Source organism: Janthinobacterium sp. GL_088, from assembly GCF_057837845.1.
In genome coordinates this window covers 5,249,728-5,275,414 of sequence record NZ_CM174453.1, presented here as the reverse complement: position 1 = coordinate 5,275,414, position 25,687 = coordinate 5,249,728, and the positions used below count along the sequence as shown (strand labels likewise).

At 62.9% G+C, this 25,687-nt stretch carries 22 protein-coding genes; 11 read left to right on the top strand and 11 right to left on the bottom strand.

The features are described from left to right. Nucleotides 1-186: 186 nt before the first annotated feature. The 5 genes from AC3IQ7_RS23465 to AC3IQ7_RS23445 all read right to left on the bottom strand — a co-directional run bounded on the left by AC3IQ7_RS23465 (nt 187) and on the right by AC3IQ7_RS23445 (nt 4,677). The gene (locus AC3IQ7_RS23465; RefSeq protein ID WP_233516218.1) at nt 187-888 is read right to left on the bottom strand and encodes a response regulator; all 702 of its coding nucleotides are present in this window, start codon (nt 886-888) and stop codon (nt 187-189) included. Then, nucleotides 885-2,552 carry a sensor histidine kinase gene (locus AC3IQ7_RS23460; RefSeq protein ID WP_158301273.1) on the bottom strand — a complete coding sequence of 556 codons (1,668 nt, stop codon included), beginning with the start codon at nt 2,550-2,552 and terminating at the stop codon, nt 885-887. The genes AC3IQ7_RS23465 and AC3IQ7_RS23460 overlap by 4 nt, the downstream gene beginning before the upstream one ends. Nucleotides 2,553-2,702: 150 nt before the next feature. Continuing rightward, the gene (locus AC3IQ7_RS23455; RefSeq protein ID WP_489207454.1) at nt 2,703-3,683 is read right to left on the bottom strand and encodes a diguanylate cyclase; all 981 of its coding nucleotides are present in this window, start codon (nt 3,681-3,683) and stop codon (nt 2,703-2,705) included. Then, nucleotides 3,680-4,306 carry a chemotaxis protein CheC gene (locus AC3IQ7_RS23450; protein WP_099379055.1) on the bottom strand — a complete coding sequence of 209 codons (627 nt, stop codon included), beginning with the start codon at nt 4,304-4,306 and terminating at the stop codon, nt 3,680-3,682. The genes AC3IQ7_RS23455 and AC3IQ7_RS23450 overlap by 4 nt, the downstream gene beginning before the upstream one ends. A gap of 2 nt (nt 4,307-4,308) precedes the next feature. Continuing rightward, entirely contained in the window at nt 4,309-4,677 is a 369-nt protein-coding gene (locus tag AC3IQ7_RS23445; protein WP_099379056.1) for a response regulator, read from the bottom strand. A 206-nt stretch (nt 4,678-4,883) separates the two neighbouring features. Here AC3IQ7_RS23445 and rpiA point away from each other — a divergent pair, with 206 nt between their 5' ends. Continuing rightward, the gene (gene rpiA, locus AC3IQ7_RS23440; RefSeq protein ID WP_099379057.1) at nt 4,884-5,561 is read left to right on the top strand and encodes a ribose-5-phosphate isomerase RpiA; all 678 of its coding nucleotides are present in this window, start codon (nt 4,884-4,886) and stop codon (nt 5,559-5,561) included. A gap of 36 nt (nt 5,562-5,597) precedes the next feature. On the opposite strand, the gene AC3IQ7_RS23435 is transcribed toward rpiA, so the two are convergent. Further along, nucleotides 5,598-6,122: a DUF6622 family protein gene (locus AC3IQ7_RS23435; RefSeq protein WP_099379058.1), complete on the bottom strand. Its 525-nt coding sequence runs from the start codon at nt 6,120-6,122 to the stop codon at nt 5,598-5,600. Between the two features lie 178 nt (nt 6,123-6,300). Beyond that, entirely contained in the window at nt 6,301-6,573 is a 273-nt protein-coding gene (locus AC3IQ7_RS23430; protein ID WP_034750797.1) for an oxidative damage protection protein, read from the bottom strand. Nucleotides 6,574-6,793: 220 nt separating this feature from the next. Between AC3IQ7_RS23430 and kdsA the strand changes: the two genes are divergently transcribed. Further along, complete coding sequence (kdsA, locus tag AC3IQ7_RS23425) at nt 6,794-7,639, top strand: 3-deoxy-8-phosphooctulonate synthase (RefSeq protein ID WP_099379059.1); 846 nt, start codon at nt 6,794-6,796, stop codon at nt 7,637-7,639. Between the two features lie 47 nt (nt 7,640-7,686). Here kdsA and argA read toward each other — a convergent pair whose 3' ends face one another. Further along, on the bottom strand, nt 7,687-8,997 hold the full coding sequence (gene argA / locus AC3IQ7_RS23420) for an amino-acid N-acetyltransferase (protein WP_046685875.1): 1,311 nt from the start codon (nt 8,995-8,997) through the stop codon (nt 7,687-7,689). Between the two features lie 56 nt (nt 8,998-9,053). Here argA and hrpA point away from each other — a divergent pair, with 56 nt between their 5' ends. Continuing rightward, nucleotides 9,054-13,274, top strand: coding sequence for an ATP-dependent RNA helicase HrpA (gene hrpA, locus AC3IQ7_RS23415; RefSeq protein WP_489207453.1), 4,221 nt, complete (start codon nt 9,054-9,056; stop codon nt 13,272-13,274). A 191-nt stretch (nt 13,275-13,465) separates the two neighbouring features. Here the strand turns inward: hrpA and AC3IQ7_RS23410 are convergent, their stop codons facing one another. After that, complete coding sequence (locus AC3IQ7_RS23410) at nt 13,466-14,059, bottom strand: PRC-barrel domain-containing protein (RefSeq protein ID WP_489207452.1); 594 nt, start codon at nt 14,057-14,059, stop codon at nt 13,466-13,468. A 398-nt stretch (nt 14,060-14,457) separates the two neighbouring features. On the opposite strand from AC3IQ7_RS23410, the gene AC3IQ7_RS23405 reads away from it, so the two are divergent. From AC3IQ7_RS23405 to AC3IQ7_RS23395, 3 genes are all read left to right on the top strand, one after another. After that, complete coding sequence (locus tag AC3IQ7_RS23405; RefSeq protein WP_322428373.1) at nt 14,458-15,663, top strand: extracellular catalytic domain type 1 short-chain-length polyhydroxyalkanoate depolymerase; 1,206 nt, start codon at nt 14,458-14,460, stop codon at nt 15,661-15,663. Between the two features lie 305 nt (nt 15,664-15,968). Further along, the gene (locus tag AC3IQ7_RS23400) at nt 15,969-17,183 is read left to right on the top strand and encodes an MFS transporter (protein ID WP_489207451.1); all 1,215 of its coding nucleotides are present in this window, start codon (nt 15,969-15,971) and stop codon (nt 17,181-17,183) included. Between the two features lie 83 nt (nt 17,184-17,266). Next, nucleotides 17,267-19,300 carry a GNAT family N-acetyltransferase gene (locus AC3IQ7_RS23395; protein ID WP_489207450.1) on the top strand — a complete coding sequence of 678 codons (2,034 nt, stop codon included), beginning with the start codon at nt 17,267-17,269 and terminating at the stop codon, nt 19,298-19,300. Nucleotides 19,301-19,352: 52 nt separating this feature from the next. Here the strand turns inward: AC3IQ7_RS23395 and AC3IQ7_RS23390 are convergent, their stop codons facing one another. Then, nucleotides 19,353-20,618: a putative Na+/H+ antiporter gene (locus tag AC3IQ7_RS23390; protein WP_099379065.1), complete on the bottom strand. Its 1,266-nt coding sequence runs from the start codon at nt 20,616-20,618 to the stop codon at nt 19,353-19,355. A gap of 206 nt (nt 20,619-20,824) precedes the next feature. Here AC3IQ7_RS23390 and imuA point away from each other — a divergent pair, with 206 nt between their 5' ends. The 4 genes from imuA (at nt 20,825) to AC3IQ7_RS23370 (ending at nt 24,565) form a co-directional block, all read left to right on the top strand. After that, on the top strand, nt 20,825-21,535 hold the full coding sequence (gene imuA, locus AC3IQ7_RS23385; protein ID WP_099379066.1) for a translesion DNA synthesis-associated protein ImuA: 711 nt from the start codon (nt 20,825-20,827) through the stop codon (nt 21,533-21,535). Next, entirely contained in the window at nt 21,465-22,952 is a 1,488-nt protein-coding gene (locus AC3IQ7_RS23380) for a Y-family DNA polymerase (protein WP_489207449.1), read from the top strand. The genes imuA and AC3IQ7_RS23380 overlap by 71 nt, the downstream gene beginning before the upstream one ends. 80 nt (nt 22,953-23,032) lie before the next feature. Then, on the top strand, nt 23,033-23,737 hold the full coding sequence (locus AC3IQ7_RS23375) for a glutathione S-transferase N-terminal domain-containing protein (protein ID WP_489207448.1): 705 nt from the start codon (nt 23,033-23,035) through the stop codon (nt 23,735-23,737). A 69-nt stretch (nt 23,738-23,806) separates the two neighbouring features. Continuing rightward, on the top strand, nt 23,807-24,565 hold the full coding sequence (locus tag AC3IQ7_RS23370; RefSeq protein WP_099379069.1) for an alpha/beta hydrolase family protein: 759 nt from the start codon (nt 23,807-23,809) through the stop codon (nt 24,563-24,565). A gap of 84 nt (nt 24,566-24,649) precedes the next feature. Here AC3IQ7_RS23370 and AC3IQ7_RS23365 read toward each other — a convergent pair whose 3' ends face one another. Next, nucleotides 24,650-25,000 (bottom strand): hypothetical protein, encoded by a 351-nt coding sequence (locus tag AC3IQ7_RS23365; protein WP_489207447.1) that lies wholly within the window; start codon nt 24,998-25,000, stop codon nt 24,650-24,652. A gap of 222 nt (nt 25,001-25,222) precedes the next feature. Between AC3IQ7_RS23365 and AC3IQ7_RS23360 the strand changes: the two genes are divergently transcribed. After that, nucleotides 25,223-25,681, top strand: coding sequence for an Hsp20 family protein (locus AC3IQ7_RS23360; protein WP_035821223.1), 459 nt, complete (start codon nt 25,223-25,225; stop codon nt 25,679-25,681). The last annotated feature ends 6 nt before the right edge of the window (nt 25,682-25,687 follow it).

Sequence of the window (25,687 nt, the reverse complement as noted above, 5' to 3'; positions counted from 1 at the left end):
ACCTTGATCTACATCAGAAGAACATCCTTTTATTGCGGGGAGGAACTGCTTGTTTTTTTCGTGACAATTGTCATGCTTGAGTTTGGCGCGCGCAGGGGCGCGGCGAGGCCGCGCCGGTGGCGGGCGAAGGGGGCGGCGGGGAGGAAGGGCGCGGCCGTGCGGTGGCCGTGCAGGGGGATGGCGGCGTCAGGCGCCGGGCGGCAATTGGCCCAGCTGGTGCTTGGTGGCGTAGGCGTACAGTTCCAGGCGGTTGTACACGCCCAGCTTGCGGTAGATCGACGTCAGGTGATTGCGCAAGGTGTGTTCGGAGATAAACAGCTGGTCGGCCAGCAGCTTGGCCGGCGTGCCGCTGCCGTGCACCAGCGCGGCGATGATCTTTCTTTCCTTGAGGGTCAGGCTGGCGACGGCGATGGCTTGCGCCGAGCCGCCGCCGGGCTGGGTCAGCTGCGTCAGCATGCGTCCCAGCATCGCGTGTTCCAGCCACAGTTCGCCCTGGTAGACCTTTTCGATGGCCTTCAGGACCATCTCCGCCGGCGCATCCTTGCTGACGATGCCGCGCGCGCCTTTCAGTACCGTCTGGTCCAGGATGGCCTGGTCGTGGCTGGCCGTCAGCACCAGCACGCGCGTGCCGCCGCACTGCGCCAGCGCGGGCAGGATGGCCAGCGAGCTGATGCCGCCCAGGTCCAGGTCCAGCACGATCACATCCGGTTGCAGTGCCTTCGCCTGCTCCAGCGCCTCGGCGCTGTCGGACGCCGTGGCGACCACGCGCATGCCCGAGTGCTCGCCGCCGATCAGCCGCTCCAGGCCCCACAGCATGGTCTTGTGATCGTCCACCAGCATGACGCTGATGACATGTCCGGTCGGTGGCATGTGGCGTAAGTCATTCATATGGGGATCTCGATCTGTACGGAGGTGTTGCCCAGCATGCCATGCGTGACGCGGGCGGTGCCGCCGAGGGCGGCGGCGCGCTCGGCCAGCGAGTCGGGCAGGAAATCGGGGACGTGCGCGGCGGCGCATTCGTTGTCGATGCTGATGTGCAGCGCGCCCTGCACGCAGGTCAGCTTGACGGCGCCATGGCGCGCCGACGTATGCTTGCGGATATTGCTCATGCCTTCGTTGACGATCTGGAACACCTCGGCCGCCAGGCGGTCGTTGATGTGCAGGTCGCCTTCGATGTGCAGGGCGATGTCGATGCCATAGAATTCGCGGATCTGCGTGGCCTGGCGGCGCAGCGCGACCAGCAGTTCCGGCTCGCTTTGCACCTGGCCGTTCTTGAACGTGCGCGCATAGCTGCGCAGGTCGGTGATCACCTGGCCCGACATGATGATCAGTTTTTCCAGTTCGGGCAGCAGCGGGTTGCCCGGCGTGGCTTCGTTGCGCAGGGCGGCCAGGCCATGGCGCAAGCCGATATATGGCTGCACCGCCGTGTCATGCAGGTCGCGCGCGATCTTTTCGCGCTCGCGCGAGGCCGCCTGCGACGCCAGGCGGTCGAGCAGGTCGATGTTTTCAATGACGGGAAACGCCTGCGCGCCTATATGGCTGAGAAACAGGGCGTCCGTCTTGCTCATGCTGGTGGCGGACACGATGAAGATGCGGCCTTTGCCATTGCGCAAGGGCAGCGGCGCGCTGATGAAGGCGTGTGCCTCGAGCAGTTCGGCCAGGCGGGCGCCTGCCGCGTCGTCATGCCGCAGCCAGCGCCCGCTGTCGGGTTCGAGCATGCGCGCGCCGCCGGTCCACGGCAGCCAGCGCCCGGCGGGCTGGTTGTACAGGGCGATCTTGTCATAGGGGAAAGCGAGCAGGGGGCTGGCCGCGTCGTCGCTGAGGAGCGAACTCGTATGCACGACGCCCGTGCCAGTATGAATCACGCTGCGCAGCGACCAGACCCGCGTGCCCTTGTCCTGCATGATCAGCAGGCAACTGCGGCCGTTGAAATAACTGCGGGTCTTTTCCAGCACCGAGGTGATGGTCTGGTCGACGCCGAAGCGGGGATTGGATAGCTGGCTGACATCGCGCAGCAGCGCCAGGTGGCTGCGCTGGGTGATGGCCGAGCCACCCCAGTAGGCGATCATGTAGCCGAGCGCCAGCAGGAAGGTGGTGCGCAGCAGCAGGCGCGACAGTTCCGCATCCGTTTCGCCGAACAGGGCGGTGGCGGCAAACAGGCCGGCTGAGGCCAGGGTGACGCGCGCGCCTTCCTCGAAGCCCCGCTGGAACGACGAGGTGAGGATGGCAAAGAAAAAAAACAGGAAGAATAAATTGTTGTGGCTGCTGGTGGAAAACACGATCAGCGCATACCAGGCCACGTCCAGCCAGTACAGCAGTATATCTTCCGGCAAGCTAAGGCCCAGGACGGCCAGCACATACAGCAGCAGGCTGTGCATGGTGTAGGCGGAAAAGATCAGCCAGGTGATCTTGGTCAGCTTGCCGGCGCTTTCGGGGTCGATGAACAGGGTCAGCAAGGTGGCGCTCGACAGCAGCAGGCGCATGCCGTTCACCATGGTCGTATCCATGCCGGCGCCCGGCAAGCCGGATCTGAGGGGAGGATCGAGATTCACAAGCGCTCCTGGCCATGTCCCGCATGGGTGGGCCATGCGCAGGGATAGATACCACAGATAAATTCTTGTTGTTGTTGCTGCAATCAGTAACGAGTCTACGCACACGCCGTAAAGATGTCTACAGGAATCCTTTGCCTTGTGTTGCTTTTTTTATAGCGGCTGCACCATCACGCGGTTGCGCCCGGCACCCTTGGCCAGGTACAGGGCGCGGTCGGCGGCGCCGATCAGGGCGGAGATGGCCAGCGGCTGCTGCGGTTGCTGCGTGGCGATGCCGATGCTGACCGTGATGTGCTTGACCTCATTGCCCGTCTTGGCATGCGGAATGCGCAGGTCCGCCGCATGCTGGCGGATCGCCTCGGCCATGCGCAGCGCCTGCGCCGCGTCCGTGTCGGGCAGGATGGCGGCAAACTCTTCGCCGCCATAGCGGGCCAGCAAGTCGGTCGGGCGCTGCAGCATGGCGGCCAGTTCGGCCGCCACGCGGATCAGGCAATCGTCGCCTTGCTGGTGGCCGTAATGGTCGTTGTAGTCCTTGAAATGGTCGATGTCGATCATCAGCAGCGACAGCGGGCTGCTGGTGCGCATGGCGCGCCGCATTTCCTTCTCGATCGCCACGTCGAAGTGGCGGCGGTTGGCGATGCCCGTCAAGCCGTCGGAAAAGGTTTGCGAGCGCAAGACCATGGTCTGTTCGCGCAGCAGCTTCTCGCGTCCCACGGCGATGGTGACATCATTGATCTGGATCAGGCAGTGGCGCGGCGAACCGGGTAAATTGATCGGCGTGACGGCGATGGCTTGCTGCATGCGTTCCTCGCCATCGCTGCCGCCCGTGGCCGCGCCATGCGTGTACAGCGCAAACGGCGCCTTGTGCAGGGTTTGCGACAGCAGCGACTGGAAATTGTCGCGCAGGGCCTGGGTGATGGCCGAATCGATGCGCTTGTGCCGCATTTCCGGGAAGACGGCGAAGAAATCCTGGCCCAGCACGGCGTCGGCCGGGTGGGCCGAGTGGCGCGCCATCCAGCGGTTCCACAGTACGATGCGGTGCTCCTCATCGAGCACGATGGCGCCCAGGTTCACGGCGCCGAGTATGCTCTCGAGCAGGGCGAGTCGGTGCAAGGCATCCGGCATGATCGTCACGCCTGTCCCAGCACCTTGGCCAGGTAGCGGCTGACTTGCTGTTTCAGGTCGTGCAGGGCGGACAGGTCGAGCACGAAGGCCACATAGCCATGGATCTGGTGCTTGGACAGCACGAAGTCGATATGCAGCATCAGCACGACGGCCTCGTCATCCTGGCCGCCGAACGAGGACAGGATTTCCGCGCTGGTGCCCACGTGGTACAGGGGCAGCGAACCGTGCAGTTCGCTGTCGAACAGGTTGGCCAGGGTCCCCACGCAGGAGTTGAGGATGATGTTGCCGATCTCGCTCATTGCCTCCTGTTCCATCTCCGTCAGTTCCTGCAGCGGCATGGCGTCGCCCACCATCAGGCGCACGATTTCCAGGCTCTTGTCTTCCGGGAACATCAGGATGGCTTCGGTGGCAAACGCGCCATCGTAATGCTGGCTGACGCCGCAGATGCGTTCGCCATCCTTCTTGCTGCCCAGCAAGGCGGCCGCGTCGGCACGGTTCAGGAAGGTGATCGACGGCACCGACATGGTGACTTCTTCATTCACGATCTCGCTCATGGCCGCCGCCGCGTGGCCCACCCCGATGTTGAATATCTCTACCAGGGCGTCGTTCTCGAGTTCGGAGAGATTGATCATGCTCACAGTCCCAGTGATTCGATCAGCTGGTGGATGCGCGTTTCCGTGATCGGTTTTTCCATGAAGCCGACTTTCATTTCGCTGGCGCGGTTGCGGGTGGCGTTCTGCACATTGGCCGTGACGAGAATGATGTGCGTCTGCGGGCACAGCGCGCGCAATTGCTCCGCGGCCGCGATGCCGCCCATGCCGGGCATGTTGACATCCAGTAGTATCAGCACAGGGGTGACGGTCTTGACTTTTTCCAGGGCTTCCTCACCCGTCGTCGCCTCAATCACTTGCCAGTCGGCGTGTTTGCTGAGGATGAATTGATGCGACATCAAACGTGAAACCCGGCTGTCATCGACAACAAGTACCTGTTTACTGTGAGTCATGTGCTATTCCTGAAACGTCATATCGGTGTATCGTTTCATTTTCGCATATTTTAGAGGGCATAGAGTGTAATTGGGTGCGCAATTGCCCTAGGGCAATGTTTTCCCGTTTAGCTGTTGTATCGCGTCTTCTCGTCGGTCATGATGGCCGGTTGGCCAGGCTGGCAATCCGTTAAAATAGCGCCATTCCTCACTTTAGCCTGAATGCCATGACCCAAGACGAATTGAAACAAGCCGTAGCCCGTGCCGCCATCGCCTATGTGGTGGAGGGTGAAATCATCGGTGTCGGCACCGGTTCCACCGCCAACTTTTTCATCGATGAACTGGCCAAGATCAAGGACAGCATCAAGGGCACGGTCGCGTCGTCCGAAGCGACGGCCGCGCGCCTGGCAGGCCATGGCATTCCCGTCTTCGACCTGAACGATGTTGAATCGATCGCCGTCTACATCGACGGCGCCGATGAAATCACGGCCAGCGGCGCCATGATCAAGGGCGGCGGCGCGGCATTGACGCGTGAAAAGATTGTTGCTTCCGTAGCGAAACAGTTCGTCTGCATCGCCGACGGCTCCAAGCTCGTCGATACCCTGGGTGCCTTCCCGCTGCCGGTGGAAGTGGTGCCGATGGCCCGCGCCGCCGTCTCGCGCCAGCTGGCCGCGCTGGGCGGCACGCCCCGTTTGCGCCTGAAGGCCGGCAGCACGGAAGCGTTCATTACCGACAATGGTGGCGAAATCATCGACGTGCTGGGCTTGCAGATCGCCGACCCGGTGGCGCTGGAACAGCAGATCAACCAGATCGTCGGCGTCATTGCCGTCGGCCTGTTCGCCGTGCGCGGCGCGAATGTCTGCCTGCTGGGCATGCCGGAAGGCGTGCGTACTCTGGCATATTAAGGTGATAGCCGGTGCTTGCCGGCTTCCACACCTGTCTTACACGGCGGCCCCTTGCGGGCCGCTTGTCATATGTGCCTGGCGGTACACGGCCACGGTGCGCAGCAAGCCGCCGAGGAAGATGCCGCTGAAGCAGCCATAGGCGAGGCAGACGGGCACGTTGAAGCCGGGCGCTTGGGCATAGGCCGGGGCGATGGCCAGGGTCACGGCGACCGCATATTTCATGCAGAAAATGCTCATCATCAGGACCAGCGGTACCCAGCTGCCGGGACGCTGCACGCTGCCCCGCGCGGGAATGGCCACGATGGCGTCTGTCCTGGTCAACGACCATGCCAGCACCGCGCCGGCCAGGGCGCCTGCTGCCCAGGCGAACGGCGCCACACCGGCCAGGCCGAAGCTGCCATGTACGCCGCTCAGCGACAGGGCCAGCATGACCAGGGGAATGATGCACAGCTTGCGCAAAGTCACTTCGCGTGCGCGGCTGGCCAGCACGCCCCGGTACACGAGAAAGCCCAGGATGGCCCAGACGTAGAGGGGAGTGTGGCTGAAGATTTGCTGCAACATGGTGTCCGCCTTGGAATGAGGTTGTCGATGGACGTACTGTGCCAGCCGGCGGCGTGGGCGGCGAGCGGTGTGCGACGAAACGGGGAGGCAGTGCCGTGAAACGGCGGGGGAGGGCGTGAAACGCAGGTGCAGCGAAGGTGAAACTGCCCGTGACGTGGTCACGGGCAAGCGGTAACACTTATTCCGTTGGCGGCACGTAACCCATGGCCGCATCGGCGCCATCGCCGAAGAAATGTTTTTCCATCTGCGTGGCCAGGTATTTGCGGGCGCGCGCGTCGGCCAGGTTCAGCCGGTTCTCATTGACCAGCATGGTCTGGTGCTTGAGCCAGGCAGCCCACGCTTCCTTCGACACGGATTCGTAAATTTTCTTGCCCAGTTCGCCCGGGTACGGCGGGAAATCCAGTCCTTCGGCTTCCTTGTTGAGTTTGATGCAGTGGATCGTGCGGGCCATCTGTGCTCCTGAATCAGTGTAGAGATAAAGCGTGATTATAAGGCACTTTGCGCCTGCCCTCGCGGGGCCGTCGCGGCCTGGCGACACGCCGTTTGCCGTGCCCTTGCGCTGGATCAAATTTGATCTGCGCCGCCCTAGCTAGTAAGATGCCTTATCGCGCCAGCCGCTGGCTGCGCCTCTTCCAACCCAGTAGTAACAATTAACCAATATGGAATCCCCTATGGCCTCAGTGAAAGTCAATGGCATCGATGTCAGCAATGAAGGCAGCTTTGTGCTGTTTGGCGGCATTAATGTGCTCGAATCGCGTGATCTTGCCATGCGCGCCTGCGAAGAATATGTGCGCGTGACGCAAAAACTGGGCATTCCCTATGTGTTCAAGGCCAGTTTCGACAAAGCCAACCGCTCCTCGATCCATTCTTATCGCGGTCCGGGCCTGGAAGAAGGCATGCGCATCTTCCAGGACGTCAAGACGGCGTTCGGCGTGCCCGTGATTACCGACGTGCATGAGCCATGGCAGGCGCAGCAGGTGGCCGAAGTGGTCGACGTGCTGCAATTGCCCGCCTTCCTGGCGCGCCAGACGGACCTCGTCGTGGCCCTGGCGAAAACCGGTAAAGTGATCAACATCAAGAAGCCGCAATTCCTCAGCCCTGGCCAGATGGCCAATATCGTCGAAAAATTCAAGGAAGCGGGCAATGATCAATTGATCCTGTGCGACCGCGGCACCTGCCTCGGCTACGACAACCTGGTGGTCGACATGCTGGGCTTTGGCGTCATGAAGAAAACCTGCGACGACCTGCCCATCATCTTCGACGTCACGCATGCGCTGCAGCAGCGCGACCCCGGCGGCGCCGCGTCGGGCGGCCGCCGCCAGCAGGTGGCGGACCTGGCCCGCGCCGGCCTGGCCGTCGGCATTGCCGGCCTGTTCCTGGAAGCCCATCCTGATCCCGACAACGCCCGCTGCGACGGCCCCAGCGCCTTGCCGCTGGACCAGCTGGAGCCATTCCTGGCGCAATTGAAGGCGCTCGATGACCTGGTCAAATCGTTTGCGCCGCTGAATATCAAGTAATGATATTTTAGTAAAGAAAAAGCCCGGCATGCCGGGCTTTTTCAGTTTTAGAGTGTCTTGATCAACACTTGGGATTTGCGCTGCCAGTTATACATATGCTGGCGGTCCTTCGGCAAATCGTCGACGGTGGCCGGCACGAAGCCGCGTTTCTTGAACCAGTGCGAGGTACGCGTGGTCAGCACGAACAGCTTGTTCAGGCCGGCGGCGCGCGCGCGGTTTTCCATGTGTTTCAGGATGCGCTCGCCGTCGCCCTGGGCTTGCACTTCCGGGTTGACCGTCAGGCATGCCATTTCCGCCATCTTTTGCGCAGGGAAAGGGTACAGGGCGGCGCAGCCGAAGATCACGCCATCGTGCTCGATGACGGAGAAATAATCGATTTCCCGCTCGATCAGCTCGCGGCCCCGCTTTACCAATGTGCCGTCCGCTTCCAGCGGTTCGATCAGCTTGATGATGCCGCCCACGTCTTCGATGGTGGCCTGGCGCAAGCTTTCCAGGTTTTCATGGCTGATCATGGTGCCCACGCCATCATGGGTAAACAATTCCAGCAGGGCCGAACCATCCATCGAGAAGGGCACGATGTGCGAGCGCTCGACGCCGTTGTGGCATGCCTTGACGCAATGTTTCAGGTAAAACGCCGTGGCGTCCGGCAAGAAGCCCGCCATCAGTACGGCTTCGGCCTGGTGCGACGACAGTTCGCGGATTTCCACGCCCGTGGCGTCTTCCATCATCGGTGTTTCGGTAATGAAAATCAGTTTATCTGCGTGCAGGGCGATGGCAGCGCTGCAGGCCACGTCTTCCATGGTCAGGTTGAATGCTTCGCCGGTCGGCGAAAAGCCCAGCGGCGAGAGCAGCACCAGGCCGTCCGAACCGAGGATGGAATGGATGGTTTCGGCATCGACCTTGCGCGTGATGCCCGTCAGTTCCAGGTCCACGCCATCGATCACGCCCAGCGGGCGCGCCGTGATGAAGTTGCCGGAAATGATACGGATGGCTGCATGCGACATGGGCGTGTTCGGCAAGCCCTGGCTGAACGCGGCCTCGATATCGAGGCGCAGCTCGCCGGCGGCTTCCTTCGCGCATTCCAGCGCGGCGATGTCGGTGATGCGCACGCCATTGTGGAAGCGGCCTTCGACGTTACGCAAGGCCAGCTGTTCCGCCACCTGCGGCCGCGAGCCGTAGACGACGGTGACATTGATGTCCAGCGCATGCAGCAGGGACAAATCATGGGCCAGCACCTGCAGCGCCCCGGCGCTGACGAGTTCACCGGGGAAGGCGACCACGAAGGTCTTGCCGCGAAAGGCGTGGATGTAGGGCGCGACTGAGCGCAGCCATTGGACGAATTGGGTAGGGTTTTCCATTAAGCGCATTATAATTCGCTGCGCGATGTGCGCGCTTAAAATACCTGTAAAAAACAATGTCTTCAGCCAGCAATAAGTCTTCCCCTCCTTCCAACGTTGCAAATGTGCCCGCCAGCGGGGATGTTTCCGCGCCTGCAGGCACGCCTGCGCAGGGCCGCCAGCGCCCGCCCGTGAGCCAGCAAAGGCCGCAGGCGCCGCGCGCGGAGCAGCCGAAAGTACAACAGCGGCAGCAACAGCAGCAGCGATCGGCAGAGGGCAAGCCCCAGGCCGCGCGCCCGCCGCGCGAGGGGCAGGAAAGCCGCGAGAGCCGTGACGCAGCCCGCGCCGCGCGCGAGGCGGAAAAGGCCTTCCGCAATCCGCTGCCGCCGATTACGTATCCGGAAGACTTGCCCGTCTCGGGCCGGCGCGCGGAAATCGCCAAGGCCCTGATGGAAAACCAGGTCATCATCGTCTCGGGCGAGACGGGTTCCGGCAAGACGACGCAGTTGCCGAAGATTTGCCTGGAACTGGGACGGGGCCAGAAGGGCATGATCGGCCACACGCAGCCGCGGCGTATCGCCGCTTCCTCGACGGCCAAGCGCATCGCGCAGGAGCTGGGGACGCCGCTGGGCGAAACCGTGGGCTTCAAGGTGCGTTTTACCGATACCCTGAGCCGTGGCGCTTCCGTCAAGCTGATGACGGACGGTATCTTGCTGGCCGAGACGCAGACCGACCCGTTGTTGAAAAACTACGACACCATCATCATCGATGAAGCGCACGAACGCAGCCTGAACATCGACTTCCTGCTGGGTTATTTGAAACAGCTGCTGCCGCGCCGGCCTGACCTGAAAATCATCATCACCTCGGCCACCATCGATGCGGAACGCTTCTCGCGTCATTTCGGCACGCCGGAAAAGCCGGCGCCCGTGATCGAAGTGTCGGGCCGCCTGTACCAGGTGGAAGTGCGCTACCGTCCCGTCGAGCGCGAGCAGGTGGCCATGCCTGGTTCGGGCGCGAACGCCGACAAGCCGGGCCAGCGCACGGCCGCAGCGCGCGAAAAGCGCGACTTGATGGATGCCGTCGTCGATGGCGTGGAAGAACTGTGCCGCATCGGTTCGGGCGATGTGCTGGTGTTCTTGCCGGGCGAGCGCGAAATCCGCGACTGCGCCGAAGCGCTGCGCAAGCACCATCCGCCGCATGTGGAAATCCTGCCCCTGTTCGCCCGCCTGTCGGCCGAAGAGCAGGAACGCGTGTTTAAAACCAGCAACGCGCGCCGCATCGTGCTGGCCACCAACGTGGCGGAAACGTCGCTGACCGTGCCCGGCATCCGCTACGTGGTCGACGCGGGCCTGGCGCGCGTGAAACGCTACAGCTACCGCAATAAAGTGGAACAATTGCAGGTCGAGCCGATCGCCCAGTCGGCTGCCAACCAGCGCGCCGGGCGTTGCGGCCGCGTGGCCGATGGCGTCTGCATCCGTTTGTACGAAGAGCAGGATTATTTGCTGCGCCCGAAATTCACGGAGCCGGAAATCCTGCGCTCCTCGCTGGCGGCCGTCATCCTGCGCATGAAATCCCTGCACCTGACGGACGTGGAAACCTTCCCCTTCATCGAGCCGCCGCTGGCGCGCGCGGTGGCCGACGGTTATCAATTGCTGCAGGAACTCGGTGCCGTCGACGAGGTCAACAAACTCACGCCGCTGGGAAACAAGCTGGCCAAGCTGCCGCTGGACCCGCGCGTGGGCCGCATGATCCTCGCCGCGCTCGATAACGCGTGTCTGACGGAAGTGCTGATCGTCGCCTCGGCCCTGTCCGTGCAGGATCCGCGCGACCGCCCGATGGAACACCAGCAGGCGGCTGACGAGGCGCACAAGAAATTCGCCGATGAAAAATCGGAATTTCTCAGCTACCTGAAAATCTGGCGCTGGTTCGAATCGGCCATCGAGCACAAGAAAACCAACCGCCAGCTGCAGGATAATTGCCGCACGAATTTCCTGTCGCAGATGCGCTTGCGCGAATGGCGCGACGTGCATTCGCAGTTGCTGACCATCGTCAAGGAACAGGGCTGGCGCCTGAACGAAGCGCCGGCCACCTACGATAACCTGCACATGGCTTTGCTGACCGGTTTGCTGGGCAATATCGGCTTCAAGGGCGAGGACGAGCCGGGCGCCGGGTATCTGGGCGCGCGCGGCATCAAGTTCCACATCTGGCCCGGTTCCTCGCTGCTGAAAAAGCCGGGCAAGTGGATCATGGCGGCCGAACTGGTCGACACGACGCGCCTGTACGCTCGTTGCGTGGCGCAGATCCAGCCCGAGTGGCTGGAAAAAGTCGGCGAGCATTTGCTGAAGAAATCGTGGGGCGAGCCGCGCTGGGAAAAACGCTCGGCGCAGGTGACGGCGTCCGAACGGGCGACCTTATATGGCCTGGTGGTGTACAGCCAGCGCCGCATCAACTACGGCAATTTCAACTTGCCGGAAGCGCGTGAAATCTTCATTCGCGACGCTCTCGTTGGCGGCGATTTCGACACGCGCGCGCCGTTCTTTGCGCACAACCATAAATTGATCAAGGACATCGAAAACCTCGAACACAAGTCACGCCGCCTGGACGTGCTGGTCGACGATGAACTGATCGCCGCTTTCTACGATAAATTGCTGCCGGCGGACGTGTGCAATGGCGCCGGTTTCGAGAAATGGCATAAAGAGGCCACGCGCGACAATCCGAAGCTGCTGTATCTGAACCGCGAAGAGCTGATGCGCCACGAGGCGGCCGGCGTGACGACGGACCTGTTCCCGAAAACCATGTCGGTGACGGGCCTGGAAATGGGCCTCACGTACCACTTCGAGCCGGGCAGCGTGCGCGATGGCGTGACCTTGAGCGTGCCCCTGTATGCGCTGAACCAGTTGCCGCGCGAGCGCTGCGAATGGCTGGTGCCGGGCATGCTGAAAGAAAAAGTGCATTTGCTGTTGAAATCCTTGCCGCAAAAGCTGCGCCGCCACTGCGTGCCGCTGCCCGATTACGCAGCGAAATTTTGCGAGCGCGTGCATGAGGCGGGCGTGTTTGGCCGCGGCGATCTGATCGACGCCATCATCCTCGATATCCGCACCCAGATCACGATCAATGTGCTGACGACGGATTTCAAACCGGAAACCCTGCCTGCCCATCACTTCATGAATTTCAAGGTGATCGATGAGCACGGCCGTCAGCTGGACATGGGCCGCAACCTGGCCACCCTGCAAGCGGAATTCGGCGGCCAGGCGCGCCAGAGCTTCCAGAAACTGGCCGAAGTGTCGGGCGTGTCCGGCACGGGCACGCCCGGTGCCAAGGTGGCGGGCGCGCAAGTGGCGTCGCGGCTGCAAGCGCAGGGCGCCAGCGCGGCAGCAGGCAAGGGCGGTGCGCCAGCCAAGGGCGCAGCCGCTGCCGCGCCGGCATCGCCGAATGCCACCGTCTCGCAGCACATGGGCTTGACGGCCTGGACCTTTGGCGAATTGCCGGAGTTGCTAGAAATCGTGCAGGGCAAGCTGACCCTGATCGGCTTCCCCGCCCTGGTCGACAAGGGCACGCATTGCGACCTGGAAGTGTTCGATGATCCGACCGTGGCCGCCCGCACGCACAAGATTGGTTTGCGCCGTTTGTTCGCGCTGCAAATGAAGGAGCAGATCAAATACGTCGAGAAAAGTATTCCCGGCCTGCAGCAGATGGGCATGCAATTCATGGCCCTCGGTTCGCAGGAAGAGCTGCGCGAGCAAATCATCAACAAGGCGCTCGACATCGCCTGCCTGCAAGATCCGCTGCCGCTGGACGCCGCCTCGTTTGCCAAGCGCCAGACGGAGGGCAAGTCGCGGTTGGTTCTGTTGGTGAACGAAATTGCCCGTTTGCTGTCGCAAGTGCTGACGGAATTCCACGGCTTGCCGAAGCGGCTACAAAATATTCCCGCAGCGGCGGCCACCGATATCCAGGCGCAGCTGCAGGGCCTCGTGCATAAGCGTTTCCTGACGGAAAACGAGTACACGCAGCTGGCGCATTTCCCCCGCTATTTGAAGGCGATCAATGTGCGCCTGGAAAAACTGCGGGCCGACCCCGCGCGCGATATCAAGCTGATGGCCGAATGGCAATCGGCCGCCGCGCCGTATCTGCGCCAGACCAAGGACCGCCAGGCTGGCAAGAACACGGATCCGAAACTGGTCGACTTCCGCTGGATGCTGGAAGAGCTGCGCGTGTCGCTGTTTGCGCAGGAATTACGGACGCCGATGCCGGTGTCTGCCAAGCGCCTGCAGAAAGTATGGGAGTCGATGCAGCGGTGATGGCACCTCTATAAACCTACTGCGCAGCTCACTATCGCGTCGGCGTTGCTCACCGTACTAGAGTACGGTTGCGCTACTCAACGCGATATTGAACTTGCTCGCTATGGTTTCTAGAGGCGCCTTGACGCTAACGATGGGCAGCAACATGCTCCGCTAATCCATCCTACCCGACCTACGTTCCACCTGATCTCTCAAGTGCGCTTGTTGAGATCATCATCATCGCCGAGCGATGAGCGCGAACCCAGGTCGCCCTGGCTGCCGCCCGTGCCGGCGCGGCTGCCGCTCATGGAGGTGCCGGACAGGCTGCCTTCGCTGCCCGCTTGCAGGCTGGCGCCGCTGCGCAGGTCGCTGCCGGATGGCATGCGGCTGCCTGCCATGGCGCCGCTGCCGTAGCGCGTGCCGCTGCCATAGAACGCTTCCATCTGCAGATTCCACGCTTCACTGCCCATGTCGGGCCAGTTGTTCTTGTCGAAGCCGGGGGCATCCTTCAGCAGGTCCTTGTCGACGTTGAGCAGGAAGCGCTTGTTGACGGTGTCCAGGGTCAGGCGCTCCCAGGGCACGGCAAACAGCTTGTCGCCCATGCCCAGCATGCCGCCGAAGGACAGCACGGCATAGGCGATCTGGCCGGTGCGCATGTCGAGCATGATTTCCTTGATGTCGCCCAGCTCCTCGTCGTTGTGATTGTAGACATCGTCCCCGATCAGGGTATCTGCCCCCATCAGGGCCGGCCCCGGGCCGTCGTGGTTGCGGTACATGCCCAGGATATCGCGGTCCAGATAGCTCATGGTGTTCTCTCCTCGTGTGAAGTGCTGATCGAACATCCAGAGTAAGCATACGCCCCAGGTCGCGCTTGATCTGCCTCAATGGTGCTAAGTAACCCCCAATAAATTATTATGATTTCTGACTTCCATAACCGGCGCTCTGCGGCGTTGCCCGCTGCTAGCAGTGCTCGCACTGCGTCGCAGTGGGCGCCTTGCATAGCATCCGGTTCTGTTCGTTATAAATTCACAATAATTTCCTGAGGATTACTTAGCGGCACTTTATCGGTGTGCAACCGTACGGTGTGGTCAGCCAATTGCGGTACTCTATGCGATATACGGAGGAGGCCGCACATGCTGACGATGCAACGATGCAGAGGGATGAACTTGCGGTACGCTCCACTACGACACGCGCGCCGCTTGTCATGGTAAAGCCCGCCACCAAGTGGCTGCGTGGGCTTTTGCGCGCCGGCAAGGCGCAGCAGCGCACTGCCACCAAGCTGGCGAAGGTGCTGTTCGGCCCCGTGCCGGCCAAGCCCAAGGCTAAATCCAAACCCCGTGGCAAGACCGTGGTCAAGGCCGTGGTCAAGACCAGGCCGCCGCCGCGCGCCAGGCCTGCCAGCGGCGCCGTGCCCGCCCTGGCACCCTTTGCCACGCCCCTGTCGCCACCGCGCGTGCGCAAGCGAACGGCGCCCCCGCCGGGCAAGTGGCTGGCCGCCCACTATGCACCGTTGCCTGAACTGGGTCAGTTGCCGGGCCGGCGCCTGCCATATTTCCTGTACTTGCCCGAGAAGGCGCCAAGTGCCGCCATGCGCAGCCGGGGCCGGCCGCTGTTGGTGATGCTGCATGGCTGCGAACAGAGTGCCACGCAGTTTGCCGAAGGTACGCGCATGAACCGCCTGGCCGAACGCAAGGGCTATGCCGTGCTGTATCCGCAGCAATCGCTGCGTTCGCATGCGCGCCGTTGCTGGAAGTGGTACGACAAGCTGACGCAGGAGGGTGGCGGCGACGTGCGCCTGATCGTCGGCGCCATCGAGCAGGTGGCGGCCCGCTATGCGATCGACCGCGCGCGCATCTATATCTGCGGCATTTCCGCCGGCGCCGGCATGGCGCATATCGTGGCCCTGAACCATCCCCATCTGTTTGCCGCGCTGGGCCTGCATTCCGGGCCCGTGTTTGGCGCCGGGCATAACCTGATCGGCGCGCTGGGCGTGATGCAGCATGGCGCCAGCGCCCGTGCCGACGCGGCCATCGATGAAGTGCTGGCGCGCCAGCCCGCGTTTCCCCGCCTGCCCACCATCCTGCTGCAAGGGCTGGCCGACAAGGTGGTGCGTCCCATTAACCAGACGCAGCTGGTGCGCCAGAGCGTGCGCGTCAACCGCTTGCCGGTTGATACCGTGGTGACGGCGCAGCGTTTGCCTGGCGGCGCGGCGGGCGGACGCAATCCGGCCCATGCGTATGGGCTGCACGATTATCAGGTGGGCAAGGATGTGCTGCTGCGCGTGGCGCAGGTCGAGCACCTCGAGCACGCGTGGAGCGGCGGCGACGCCAGTCTGCCATTCAACGACAAGGCCAAGCCCGACGCCAGCAAGATGCTGCTCGATTTCTTCGCCAGCCACCGCCGCCGGTAAGCCAGCGTGCTGCGCGCCGCAACGGTGCGCAGGTACTGGTACGCATCGTTTTCCTTTCTCCCGTACGGCTGCTGCCGCGCGCCGGCACGCTGGCGGTGCCCTTTCCAGCGCAGATTCCACATGCCGGAGCACCATGAATTTTGTAAAGTGGTATTGTTTCGGTATTTAAAAATAACAAAATCAGGCGCTAAAAATACTAATTGGTATACAATTGGTACACGTTTTCAGTGTGATCCGTGTCCGCCGTCCCATGCCCCGACGGCTGGCATGCACTGACGGCAGCCACCCACGTTACGGAACGCGCCATGTCCATCAAGTCCAAGCAGTTGCTGTGGTTTTTTGCGTTTTTTCTCGTCTTTGAACTGAATATTTATTTGTCGAACGACATGATCATGCCGGCCATGCTGGGCATCGTCGGCGAGTTCCAGGCAGAGGAAAAATTCGTCCCCTTGTCCCTGAGCCTGTATCTGCTGGGCGGCAGCTCGCTGCAGATTTTCCTGGGGCCGCTGGCCGACACCATCGGCAAGCGCAAGCTGGTACTGACCGGCAATACCTTGTTCCTGCTGGCCACCTTGGCTGTGCCATTTGCCGCCTCGATCGAGCAGTTTCTCGCCGCCCGTTTCATCCAGGGCATGGGCTGCTGCTTCATCTTCGTCGGCTATGCCATGATCCATGAGTTGTTCGATGACATGGCCGCCGTCAAGCTCAGCAGCATCCTGTCGAGCACCACCATCCTCGCGCCCCTGGCCGGCCCCATCCTCGGCAGCGCCATCATCAGCCGGCTGGACTGGCGCTACGTCTTTTTCCTCTCGGGCCTGCTGGCGCTGCTGTCCCTGCTGGGCCTGTGCAAGACCATGCCGCGCGTGGCGCCCAAGGTCACGCGCCTGGACCTGGCCGCCATCGTGCGCAGCTATGTCGCCATTTTCAGCAACGGGCGCTTCATGTTCGGCATGTTCACGGCCGGGCTGGCCACCGTGCCCCTGACGGCCTGGATCGGCTTTTCGCCCCTCTTCGTGCTGCAGGAAATGGGCGCGTCCTACGCCACGTATATCGCCTTGCAATGCGTGATTTTGTCCGGTTTCGTTCTCAGCAGCATCGCCATCCAGCGTTTGCGCCAGGATTTCCCGCTCGTGTCCCTGCTGCGCCTGGGCGGGCTGATCGCGGCCGCCGGCATGCTGGGCGCCGGCGCGGGCCGCCATCACGTCGACGTGTTTGCCGCCTGCATGTTTGTCTATTCCATCGGCTTCGGCCTGTTCAATGGCGCCCTGATTCGCAGCGCGATTACGGCCAGCAAGGAATCGATGACACTCACGACGGCCGCCATGAGCTTGCTGTACTGCATTTATCTGTCCGCCTGGCTGCAGCTGTACAACGTGCTGTGCCAGCGCTTTGGCTATGCGCTGGAAACGTATGCGCTGCTCAATATCCCCGTCATCGTGGTCATCGCCGCCTGCCTGCTGCTGTTTGCGCGGGGTATGGCGGGGCGCCGGGAAAGCGAGGTGCTGCTCGCCCGGCACTGATGGCGCAGCGATGCGCATGTTGTCGACCTTGTTTTACCTCCTGCGAAGTTCATTGACACTCTCCTGCGGAAAATGGTGCGCCCATGAAAATAGATGACCTGGCCTCGAAACACGATCAAGCAAAGATTTTCAACCTGGAATACGAGTTTCGCATCAACCGGCTGAAACTCGATTACATCACCCTGGCCGATGTCCGGCCCCCCGGCATTGATCTGGAACGACTGGCCGTGGAGCACCAGGCGGGCATCGCGGCCCTGCGCAGCTTTGTCGCCCTGAACTTCAACCATTTCAATGCGGCAAGCTGTTCCTCGCTCAGCTGCATCCCCACGCGCGCGCTGGGTGACGACGAGCGCTACCTGCACCGCATCTGGATGGGCGGACCATTGCCGGCCATCGCCTGTGAGGCGATCGGGCAGTGGGGCGCGGCGCTCGACGACGTGCGCTACAACGGCGGCGCGCCGTACGTCTCCATCCTGTGGGTGTGGGATGCGCAGCAGCTGCGCGATGACGAGCGCTTCAGCCCCACGGGCGGCGCCGGGCGCTACACGATAGGCCGCTACGACATCGGCGGCACGACCCTGCATATCAACTCGCTGCGCGCGCTGGCGCTCGATTTCGCGCCGGCCCGCTTCGATATCCTCGATACCCTGCATACGCAGCGCTACTTCGCCACCTTGTCCGATTATTTCCGCATCCTCATCATGTGCGAATACGGCGGCATGTATATGGATGTCGATACGATCCCGCACAATCCGGCGACGATTTTCCTGATGAAGCCGGAAGTGCCCGATTATTTCCAGCGCAACGCCGATGACAGCGAAGAGCGCCGGCATGTCAGCTGGATGAATCTGTTTCTCGATGAAACGGGCATGCTGATCGCCAAGAAGAACGATGCCGCGTTGCGCGTGATCCAGCGCAATGTGAACCTCGCCTATGCTGGTATCGATGCGCAGGTTCCCCGTTCTTGCCCGCAATTCGAGGCGCAGCTGTTTGGCCAGTTCTATGCCGAATGGAAGAAAAACCTGGGCGTGACCCTGCTCAGCCATGCCGAGTTCTACCAGCGCTATTGCGTGCTGTATGACGGCGCGCGCGAAGCGGTGGCGGGCGGCATCCGCGGCATGCGCTTGCTGGACGATATCATTACCGACATGCACATCCCCTTGAGCGACGAGGAGCGGCGCGCGTACGCGCGCTGCGTGGCGCGGCTCGATGAAATCGCTTGGCAGCTCGACGATCCTTTGAGCCTGGTCAATATCGTCGACGTGTTCGATATCGAGGAAGTGCCGCGCATGGCGTATGCTGCCCAGTTGCGGGCGGACATCGACCACTTTCACTATTACTCGGTGCTGTCGGACGACCCGCAGCTCGACCGCGTGAATGCCGTCTTTTGCCGTTACCTGCTGGCCCACCGCTCGGAGCAGATTGCCGCCGGCAACTTCTGGCGCCCGACCGTGGGCCGCCACGGCAGCCGCATGCCGGCCACCAGCGATGCCGCCGCGCCAAGTGACGAGGCGCAGGCGGGCCTGCTGTCGCATGCGCCGCTCACACTGGTGGCGGGAGAACTGCTGGGCGACGAGGCGAAGAACCGCATGGCCAAATTGCTGTTTGCCACCAGTTACCTGGAATACTGTTCCTTTGGGAATAAATTGAATCTGCAGTTAGTCGAACTGCAGCGGCGGCAAAATATCGATCCGTATCTGGCGCACATCCACGGCCTGCATGACGAGGAGGGGCGTTTCATCGGCTTCTTCACGGCCGCGACGATGGACGAGTTCCAGGCCTGCGGTGCCGTCTCGTATTACCGCGATGACATGAAGGCGCTTGACGATGCGTATGACGCCTTCGTGCTCGCGCATGCGCGCGCCGACGACTGTTTCGTCAGCAGCCTGGCCATCGACGAGAAATACCGGGGCCAGGGCTTGTTTCGGCAAATGTTCCATGAAATCCGCGACCTGGCCAGCCGCAAGGGCTGTGCGCGCATCACTTTGACGGTGTGGGAAAAGAGCGAAGCGCTGCAAGTGTATCTGCACAAGGGTTTTCGCAGCGTGGGCACGTTCGATTATGCCTACAGCCTGTTCTATGACCGGCTGCATTTTTTGGTGTATGAAGGTAACTGAGGAGGGCAACTGAGGGAAACAGGGGCGGCCGGCAGCCGCCCCGCGATGCAGCTTACAACGCCAGGAAGGCCAGGCCCGCCACGGCCGTCGGCAGCAGGGCGCCGGCCAGCAGGCCGACGGCGCCGATCGATTCATCCTTGAAACCGCGGCGCAGCAGGGCCACGCCGGCCGGGTTCGGCGCGTTGGCGATGACGGTCAGGCCGCCGCCGGCCACGGCGCCAGCCATCAGCATGTATTTTGCTTCGTCCGTCATGCCGACGATCAGCGAACCGAGGTAAGTGAGGGCCGCATTGTCGGTAATGGCCGTCAAGCCCAGGGCGCCGAAGAACAGGGCCAGCGGCTTCAGGCTGGAAACGATGGGCTGCAGCCACCATTGCTGCATGCCGCCCAGTACCACCAGGCCGCCGAGGAAGAAGCCGACCAGCAAGCCTTCCTTGAGGATCAGCGGGCTTTGATAGCGCTCATACGCCTGCACGAAGCCGAGGAAGAACAGGAACAGGCCGATGAACAGCACGGGATGGTGCGCCAGGGTGACCACGCCGGCCAGCACGATCATGTGCACCAGGCTGACGGCCAGCGGCACTTTCGGCGCTTCCACTTCACCGGCTTTCGGCTTGATGTCGGAAGTGTTGCTGTGCAGATATTTGCGCAGCAAGATGCTCACGCCCGTGGCGTTGATCAGCACGGCGATGGCGGCCTTCCAGCCGAAATGGCTGGCCATGAAGGCGCTATCCCAGTTCCACGTGGTGGCCACCATCAGCACGGGCGGCGCCGCGTACGAGGTGAGGGTGCCGCCGATGGAAACATTGACAAACAGCACTCCCAACGCGCCGTATTTCAGCCATTCAGGGATGCCCGGGCGGAAGATTTGCGGCGCCAGCATCAGCGCGGCCAGGGTCATGGCGGCCGGTTCCGTGATCAATGAACCCGTCAGGGGCACGAGCGCCAGGCCCAGCCAGACGAGGGCCAGTTCCGTGCGCAGCGGCATCACGCGCGCCACGCCTTTCAACAGGCGCTGTACGGCGTCGAGCACGGGGCGTGAGGCGGCCACGACCATGACGACAAAGACGAACAGCGGCTCCGTGTAATGGCGCGACTCGGCATACTCGATGGCCGCATCGCCGCCCGAGACAAAGGCCATGATGATGATCAGGATAAAGGCCCAGAAGCCGAACACGACTTCCACTTCACCCAGCAAATGCAGCAGGCCCGCATGGCGGGGATGGCGCCTCGATAATGTTTCAAACGACTTGGCGGCGAAGGTGTGGATGAGCGCAAGGCCGAAGACGATGGCGCTGATGATTTGGATGGTGGTCAAATGCGTTTCCTTATGGACGGAGGAAGCCGCCCGGTGCATTGCCGAGCGGTAAGGAGAGTGCTTATGGTACAGCAATCGATGCCAGAAACGGGGTTTTTCGGACATGGCGGAGCGGCCTCCGGGCAGGCGCTGAGCAGATAAGCCTTGCCAAAAGCAGGACTGGATAGTACTGTATATGCATACAGTATTTATCTTCATATTCAATTATGCAACATTCTCAATTGATGGCCTCGCCGGAAGCCTTGCACCCGTCTTTATGGCGCGCATCGCAGCTGGGACAGGGCGCCACGCGCTGCCTGGACACGGGCTTTGCCGCCCTGTCCGCGCAGTTGCCCGGCGGCGGCTGGCCCAGCGGCAGCCTCATCGATCTGCTGGTGCAGCAGCCAGGCAGTGGCGAATTGCGCTTGCTGGCGCCCGCGCTGGCGCAGCTGCCGGGCTTGCCCATCGTGCTGCTGCAGCCGCCCCATCCGCCGCAGGCGCTGGCCCTGGTGGCGCAGGGACTGGCGCCGTCGCAGCTGCTGTGGCTCAAGAGCGCCGGCAGCAAGGATGCCCTGTGGGCGGCGGAAAACATCTTGCGCAGCGGTAGTTGCGGCGCCTTGCTGTTCTGGCAGCCGCACGTGCGCGCCGACAGCCTGCGCCGCCTGCACCTGGCTGCGCAAGGAGGCAATACCTTGTTCTGCATGCTGCGCCCCTTGCACGGCGCGCAGGATGCGTCGCCGGCGCCGCTGCGCCTGTCCGTGCGCCCGGCCGCCGGCGGCATCGAGATCGGCTTCATCAAACGCCGGGGACCGCAGCGCGACGCGCCCCTGTTCCTGCCCCTGCAACCTCCTTCATTATTGCCACGCCATGCGACTCTGGATCGGCCTGTGCCTGCCCCGGCTTCCGCTCGAAGTATTTTGCCCGCGCTGGTCGGCTGACAGCCTCGGCGTGGTGCTGGAGCAGGAGCAAGTGATGGCCCTGTCGCCGCTGGCGCGGGCGGCCGGTATCCGGCCGGGCATGCGCCGCGCCGGCGCGCTGATGCTGGCGCCGCAGGCGCGCCTGCACGAGCGCTCGCTTGAACTGGAAGCGCAGGCGCTGCAGGCGGTGGCGCTGGCGCTGCTGCAATACTCGCCGCTGGTGGCGCAGGGCGAGGAAGCGACCCTGCTCGTCGATGCGGGCGCCAGCCTGCGCCTGTTTGGTGGCGTGCGCGCCCTGTGCAGGCAGATCGCGGCCAGCTTGCGCGCGCTCGGCTACACGGCCCAGCTGTCGTGCGCCCCCACGGCGCGCGGCGCCTGGCTGCTGGCGCGCGCCGGCACGCGCCGGGGCCGCGTGCTGGGCATGGCCAGCCTGGTGCGCCGTCTCGACGGCCTGCCGTGCGCCTTGCTGCCGCCCGCGCGCGCCTATCTGGACTGGTTCGAGGGCATCGGCTGCCGCACCCTGGGGCAGCTGCGCCACTTGCCGCGCCCTGGCTTGCAGCGCCGCTGCGGCGGGGCCTTGCTCGACATGCTCGACGATGCGCATGGCCACAGCACGGAACTGTTCGTGTGGCTCGAAGCGCCGCCCACGTTCCGCGCCAGCCTGGAATTGTTCGACCGCGTGGAGCACGCGGACGCGCTGCTGTTCGGCGCGCGCCGGCTGCTGCAGCAAATGACGGGCTGGTTGTGCGCGCGGCAATTTGCCGTCGAGCGCATACAGTTGCTGCTGGCGCACGAGCGGGGCAGGGTGGCGCGCCCGCCCACCATCATCGACCTGGCGCTGGGCGAGGCCGTCTGGCGCGACGAGCACCTGGTGCGTTTGCTCAAGGAGCGCCTGGCGCAGCTGGTGCTGGACGCGCCCGTGATCGGCCTTACTCTGGAAGCGCTGCAGGTGCAGCCGATGGCGCCGCCCAGCGATACCCTGTTCCCCGAACCGGGCGGTACGCCGCAGGAGCGCCAGCGCTTGCTGGAATTGCTGGTGGCGCGCCTGGGGAGCGACAATGTCTTGCAGGCCGCGCCGCGCGCCGATTACCGTCCCGAGGCGGCCAACCAGTGGTTGCCGTTGCCGGCCAAGCCAGGCGGCAGGAACACGGTGCCCGACTTGCCGCCCGGCTTGTCCGGCATGCCCCGTCCCGGCTGGCTGCTGGCCCAGCCCATCGCCCTGCTGATGCGCGAGCACCGGCCGTTCTATGGCTCGCCCCTGAAAATGGTGTCAGTGGCCGAGCGCATCGAGGCAGGCTGGTGGGGCCAGTCGCAGGCGCGTGATTATTTCATCGCCGAAGGTCTCGACCACGCCCATTACTGGGTCTACCGCGAACGCATCGCCGGCAGCGGAGAAGACGCCGCGCCGCGCTGGTTTTTGCATGGCTTGTTTGGCTGAATGCGCTGTCCTGCTGAAACTGCCATGCTTGGCTATACTTGCTCTCTTGCGCCGCGTCAACCATCTCAATAAGGATTCCAATGTCCCAACTTTCCGACTTCCCCATCACCCAAAAATGGCCTGCCCGGCATCCGGAACGCCTGCAGCTGTACTCGCTGCCGACGCCGAACGGCATCAAGGTTTCCATCCTGCTGGAAGAGCTGGGCCTGGCGTACGAGCCGCACCTGGTCAGCTTCGAACAAAATGACCAGCTGTCGCCCGCCTTCCTGTCGCTCAATCCGAACAACAAGATTCCCGCCATCCTCGACCCGGACGGTCCCGATGGCAAGCCGCTGGCCCTGTTCGAGTCGGGCGCTATCCTGCTGTACCTGGCCGAGAAAACGGGCAAGTTCATCCCGCAGGACGCGGGCTTGCGCTATGAAACGATCCAATGGCTGATGTTCCAGATGGGCGGTATGGGCCCCATGTTTGGCCAGGTGGGCTTCTTCCACAAATTTGCCGGCAAGGACTATGAGGACAAGCGGCCGCTGGAACGCTATATCGGCGAGGCCAAGCGCCTGCTGAGCGTGCTCGAGCAGCGCCTGCAGGGCCGCGACTGGATCATGGGTAGTCAGTACACGATTGCCGACATCGCCATCTTCCCGTGGGTGCGCTGCCTGGTGGGTTTCTATGGCGCAGGCGATCTCGTCGGTTTCAGCAGCTTCCCGAACGTGCAGCGCGTGCTGGACGCGTTTCTGGCCAGGCCAGCCGTCATCAAGGGTGTCGACATCCCATCGCGTGGCTAAAACAGCTGTGGCCGGCCGGCGCTACAATGCGTCATCGGCCGCCCTGTGCGGCAGCTTTGATCTGAGACAATGAAATCCACCCGGCAAGATTTTCCCGGCGCGCACGGCCATGTGCTGGCAGCGCGCCTCGATGCGCCCGACGGCGCCATCCGCGCCTACGCGCTGTTCGCCCACTGTTTTACCTGCGGCAAGGACGTGCTGGCCGCGCGGCGCATCGCGCAAGGCTTGACGGAGCACGGCATCGCCGTGCTGCGCTTCGACTTCACGGGACTGGGCGCCAGCGAGGGCGAGTTCGCCGCCACCAATTTCTCGTCGAATGTGGACGACCTGGTCGCCGCCGCCGATTTCCTGCGTGCAAAACATGCGGCCCCGCAATTGCTGATCGGCCATAGCCTGGGCGGCGCCGCCGTGCTGGCTGCCGCGTCGCAAGTGCCGGAAGCGATCGCCATTGCCACCCTGGCCGCCCCGAGCACGCCCGCCTACGTGACGCGCATGTTCAGCGCGCACCTGGAGCAGATCGCCGCGGAAGGCGAGGCGCTGGTGCAGCTGGAAGGGCGGCCCTTCCGCATCCGCCAGCAATTCGTCGACGACGCCGGCAGCCACAGTTTAAAAGAGCACATCGCCGGCCTGCGCCGCGCCCTGCTGGTGATGCACGCACCGAACGACACGACGGTGAGCCTGTCGAACGCGATGGAGATCTTTACGGCAGCCAAGCACCCGAAAAGCTTCGTTTCGCTCGACGATGCCGACCATTTATTGACGGGGCGCGATGACGCGGCATATGTCGCCAACGTCATCGCCGCGTGGAGCGCGCGCTATATCAACTAAGCAACTAAGCTGAATTAAGTCTTCACCCATGAAAAACGCCGTACCGGCAAGATGCGGGTACGGCGCAGATGGGGAGAAAACGGCTCAGTCCTCGTCGAATTCTGCCGAAAGATCCTTCCAGCCTTTGCAGATTGCAAAGGCGGAAAATTCCTCTGGCGCTTCCAGAACGATCAGTTTCTTGTCTTGCAGGCCAAGGTCGCCATGGCCGAAGTCGGGGCCAACGTAGCCGAGGCTGCGCAGGCGGGTCAGGATGTGGCCGACCAGGGTCTTGTCCTTGTAGGCGCCCGCTTCGAGCGGGGCGGCGAAATCGACGTAGACGTCGATGATGCCGTAGCCTTCGTCGAAGATGCGGATGGCCTTGATGTCGTGGGCACGGCCGGAGCCGTCGGTGGCCTTGAAGGGGCCGCTGAGCTGGATGTCGGTGTCATTATTCATGCCGCCAGCATACACCAAAAGCCGGCACCGCATGGGGGACGCCATGCAAAATCCCCGTGGATGGGCCATGTAAAAATTTCTTACAAATTCTTCGCCGTCTGGGGCGCTTTTCGCCAATTTCAAGGCCTTGAAAGGGCGTTGACAGGCCGTATATCGGTAACAGGCGGATGCTCACGGTGAGGTCCGCCCCTCTTATCGCTTCATTTGAAAAGGATAGTTATCATGCGTACTTTTGACCTTGCTCCCCTGTATCGTTCCGCCATTGGCTTTGACCGCCTGGCACAGCTGCTCAACGAACAGCGCGCCGATGCGCAACCGAGCTACCCCCCATACAACATCGAACTGGTGTCGGAAGACAAGTACCGCATCGTGATGGCCTTGGCCGGCTTCTCGCGCGAAGAGATCGACATCATCACGGAACGCGACTCCCTGCACGTCACGGGCCGCAAGCAGAAAGATGGCGTCGAGCGCACGTTCTTGCACCGCGGCATCGCTGCCCGCGATTTCGAACAGCGTTTCCAGCTGGCCAACCATGTGAAGGTCACGGGCGCCACGTTTGAAAATGGCATGCTGACCATCGACCTCGTGCGTGAAGTGCCGGAAGCGCTGAAACCGCGCAAGATCGAGATCGGCAGCGGCGGCGATACCGTCAGCGTGCTGGAACAGCGCCAGGCAGCCTGATCTGAG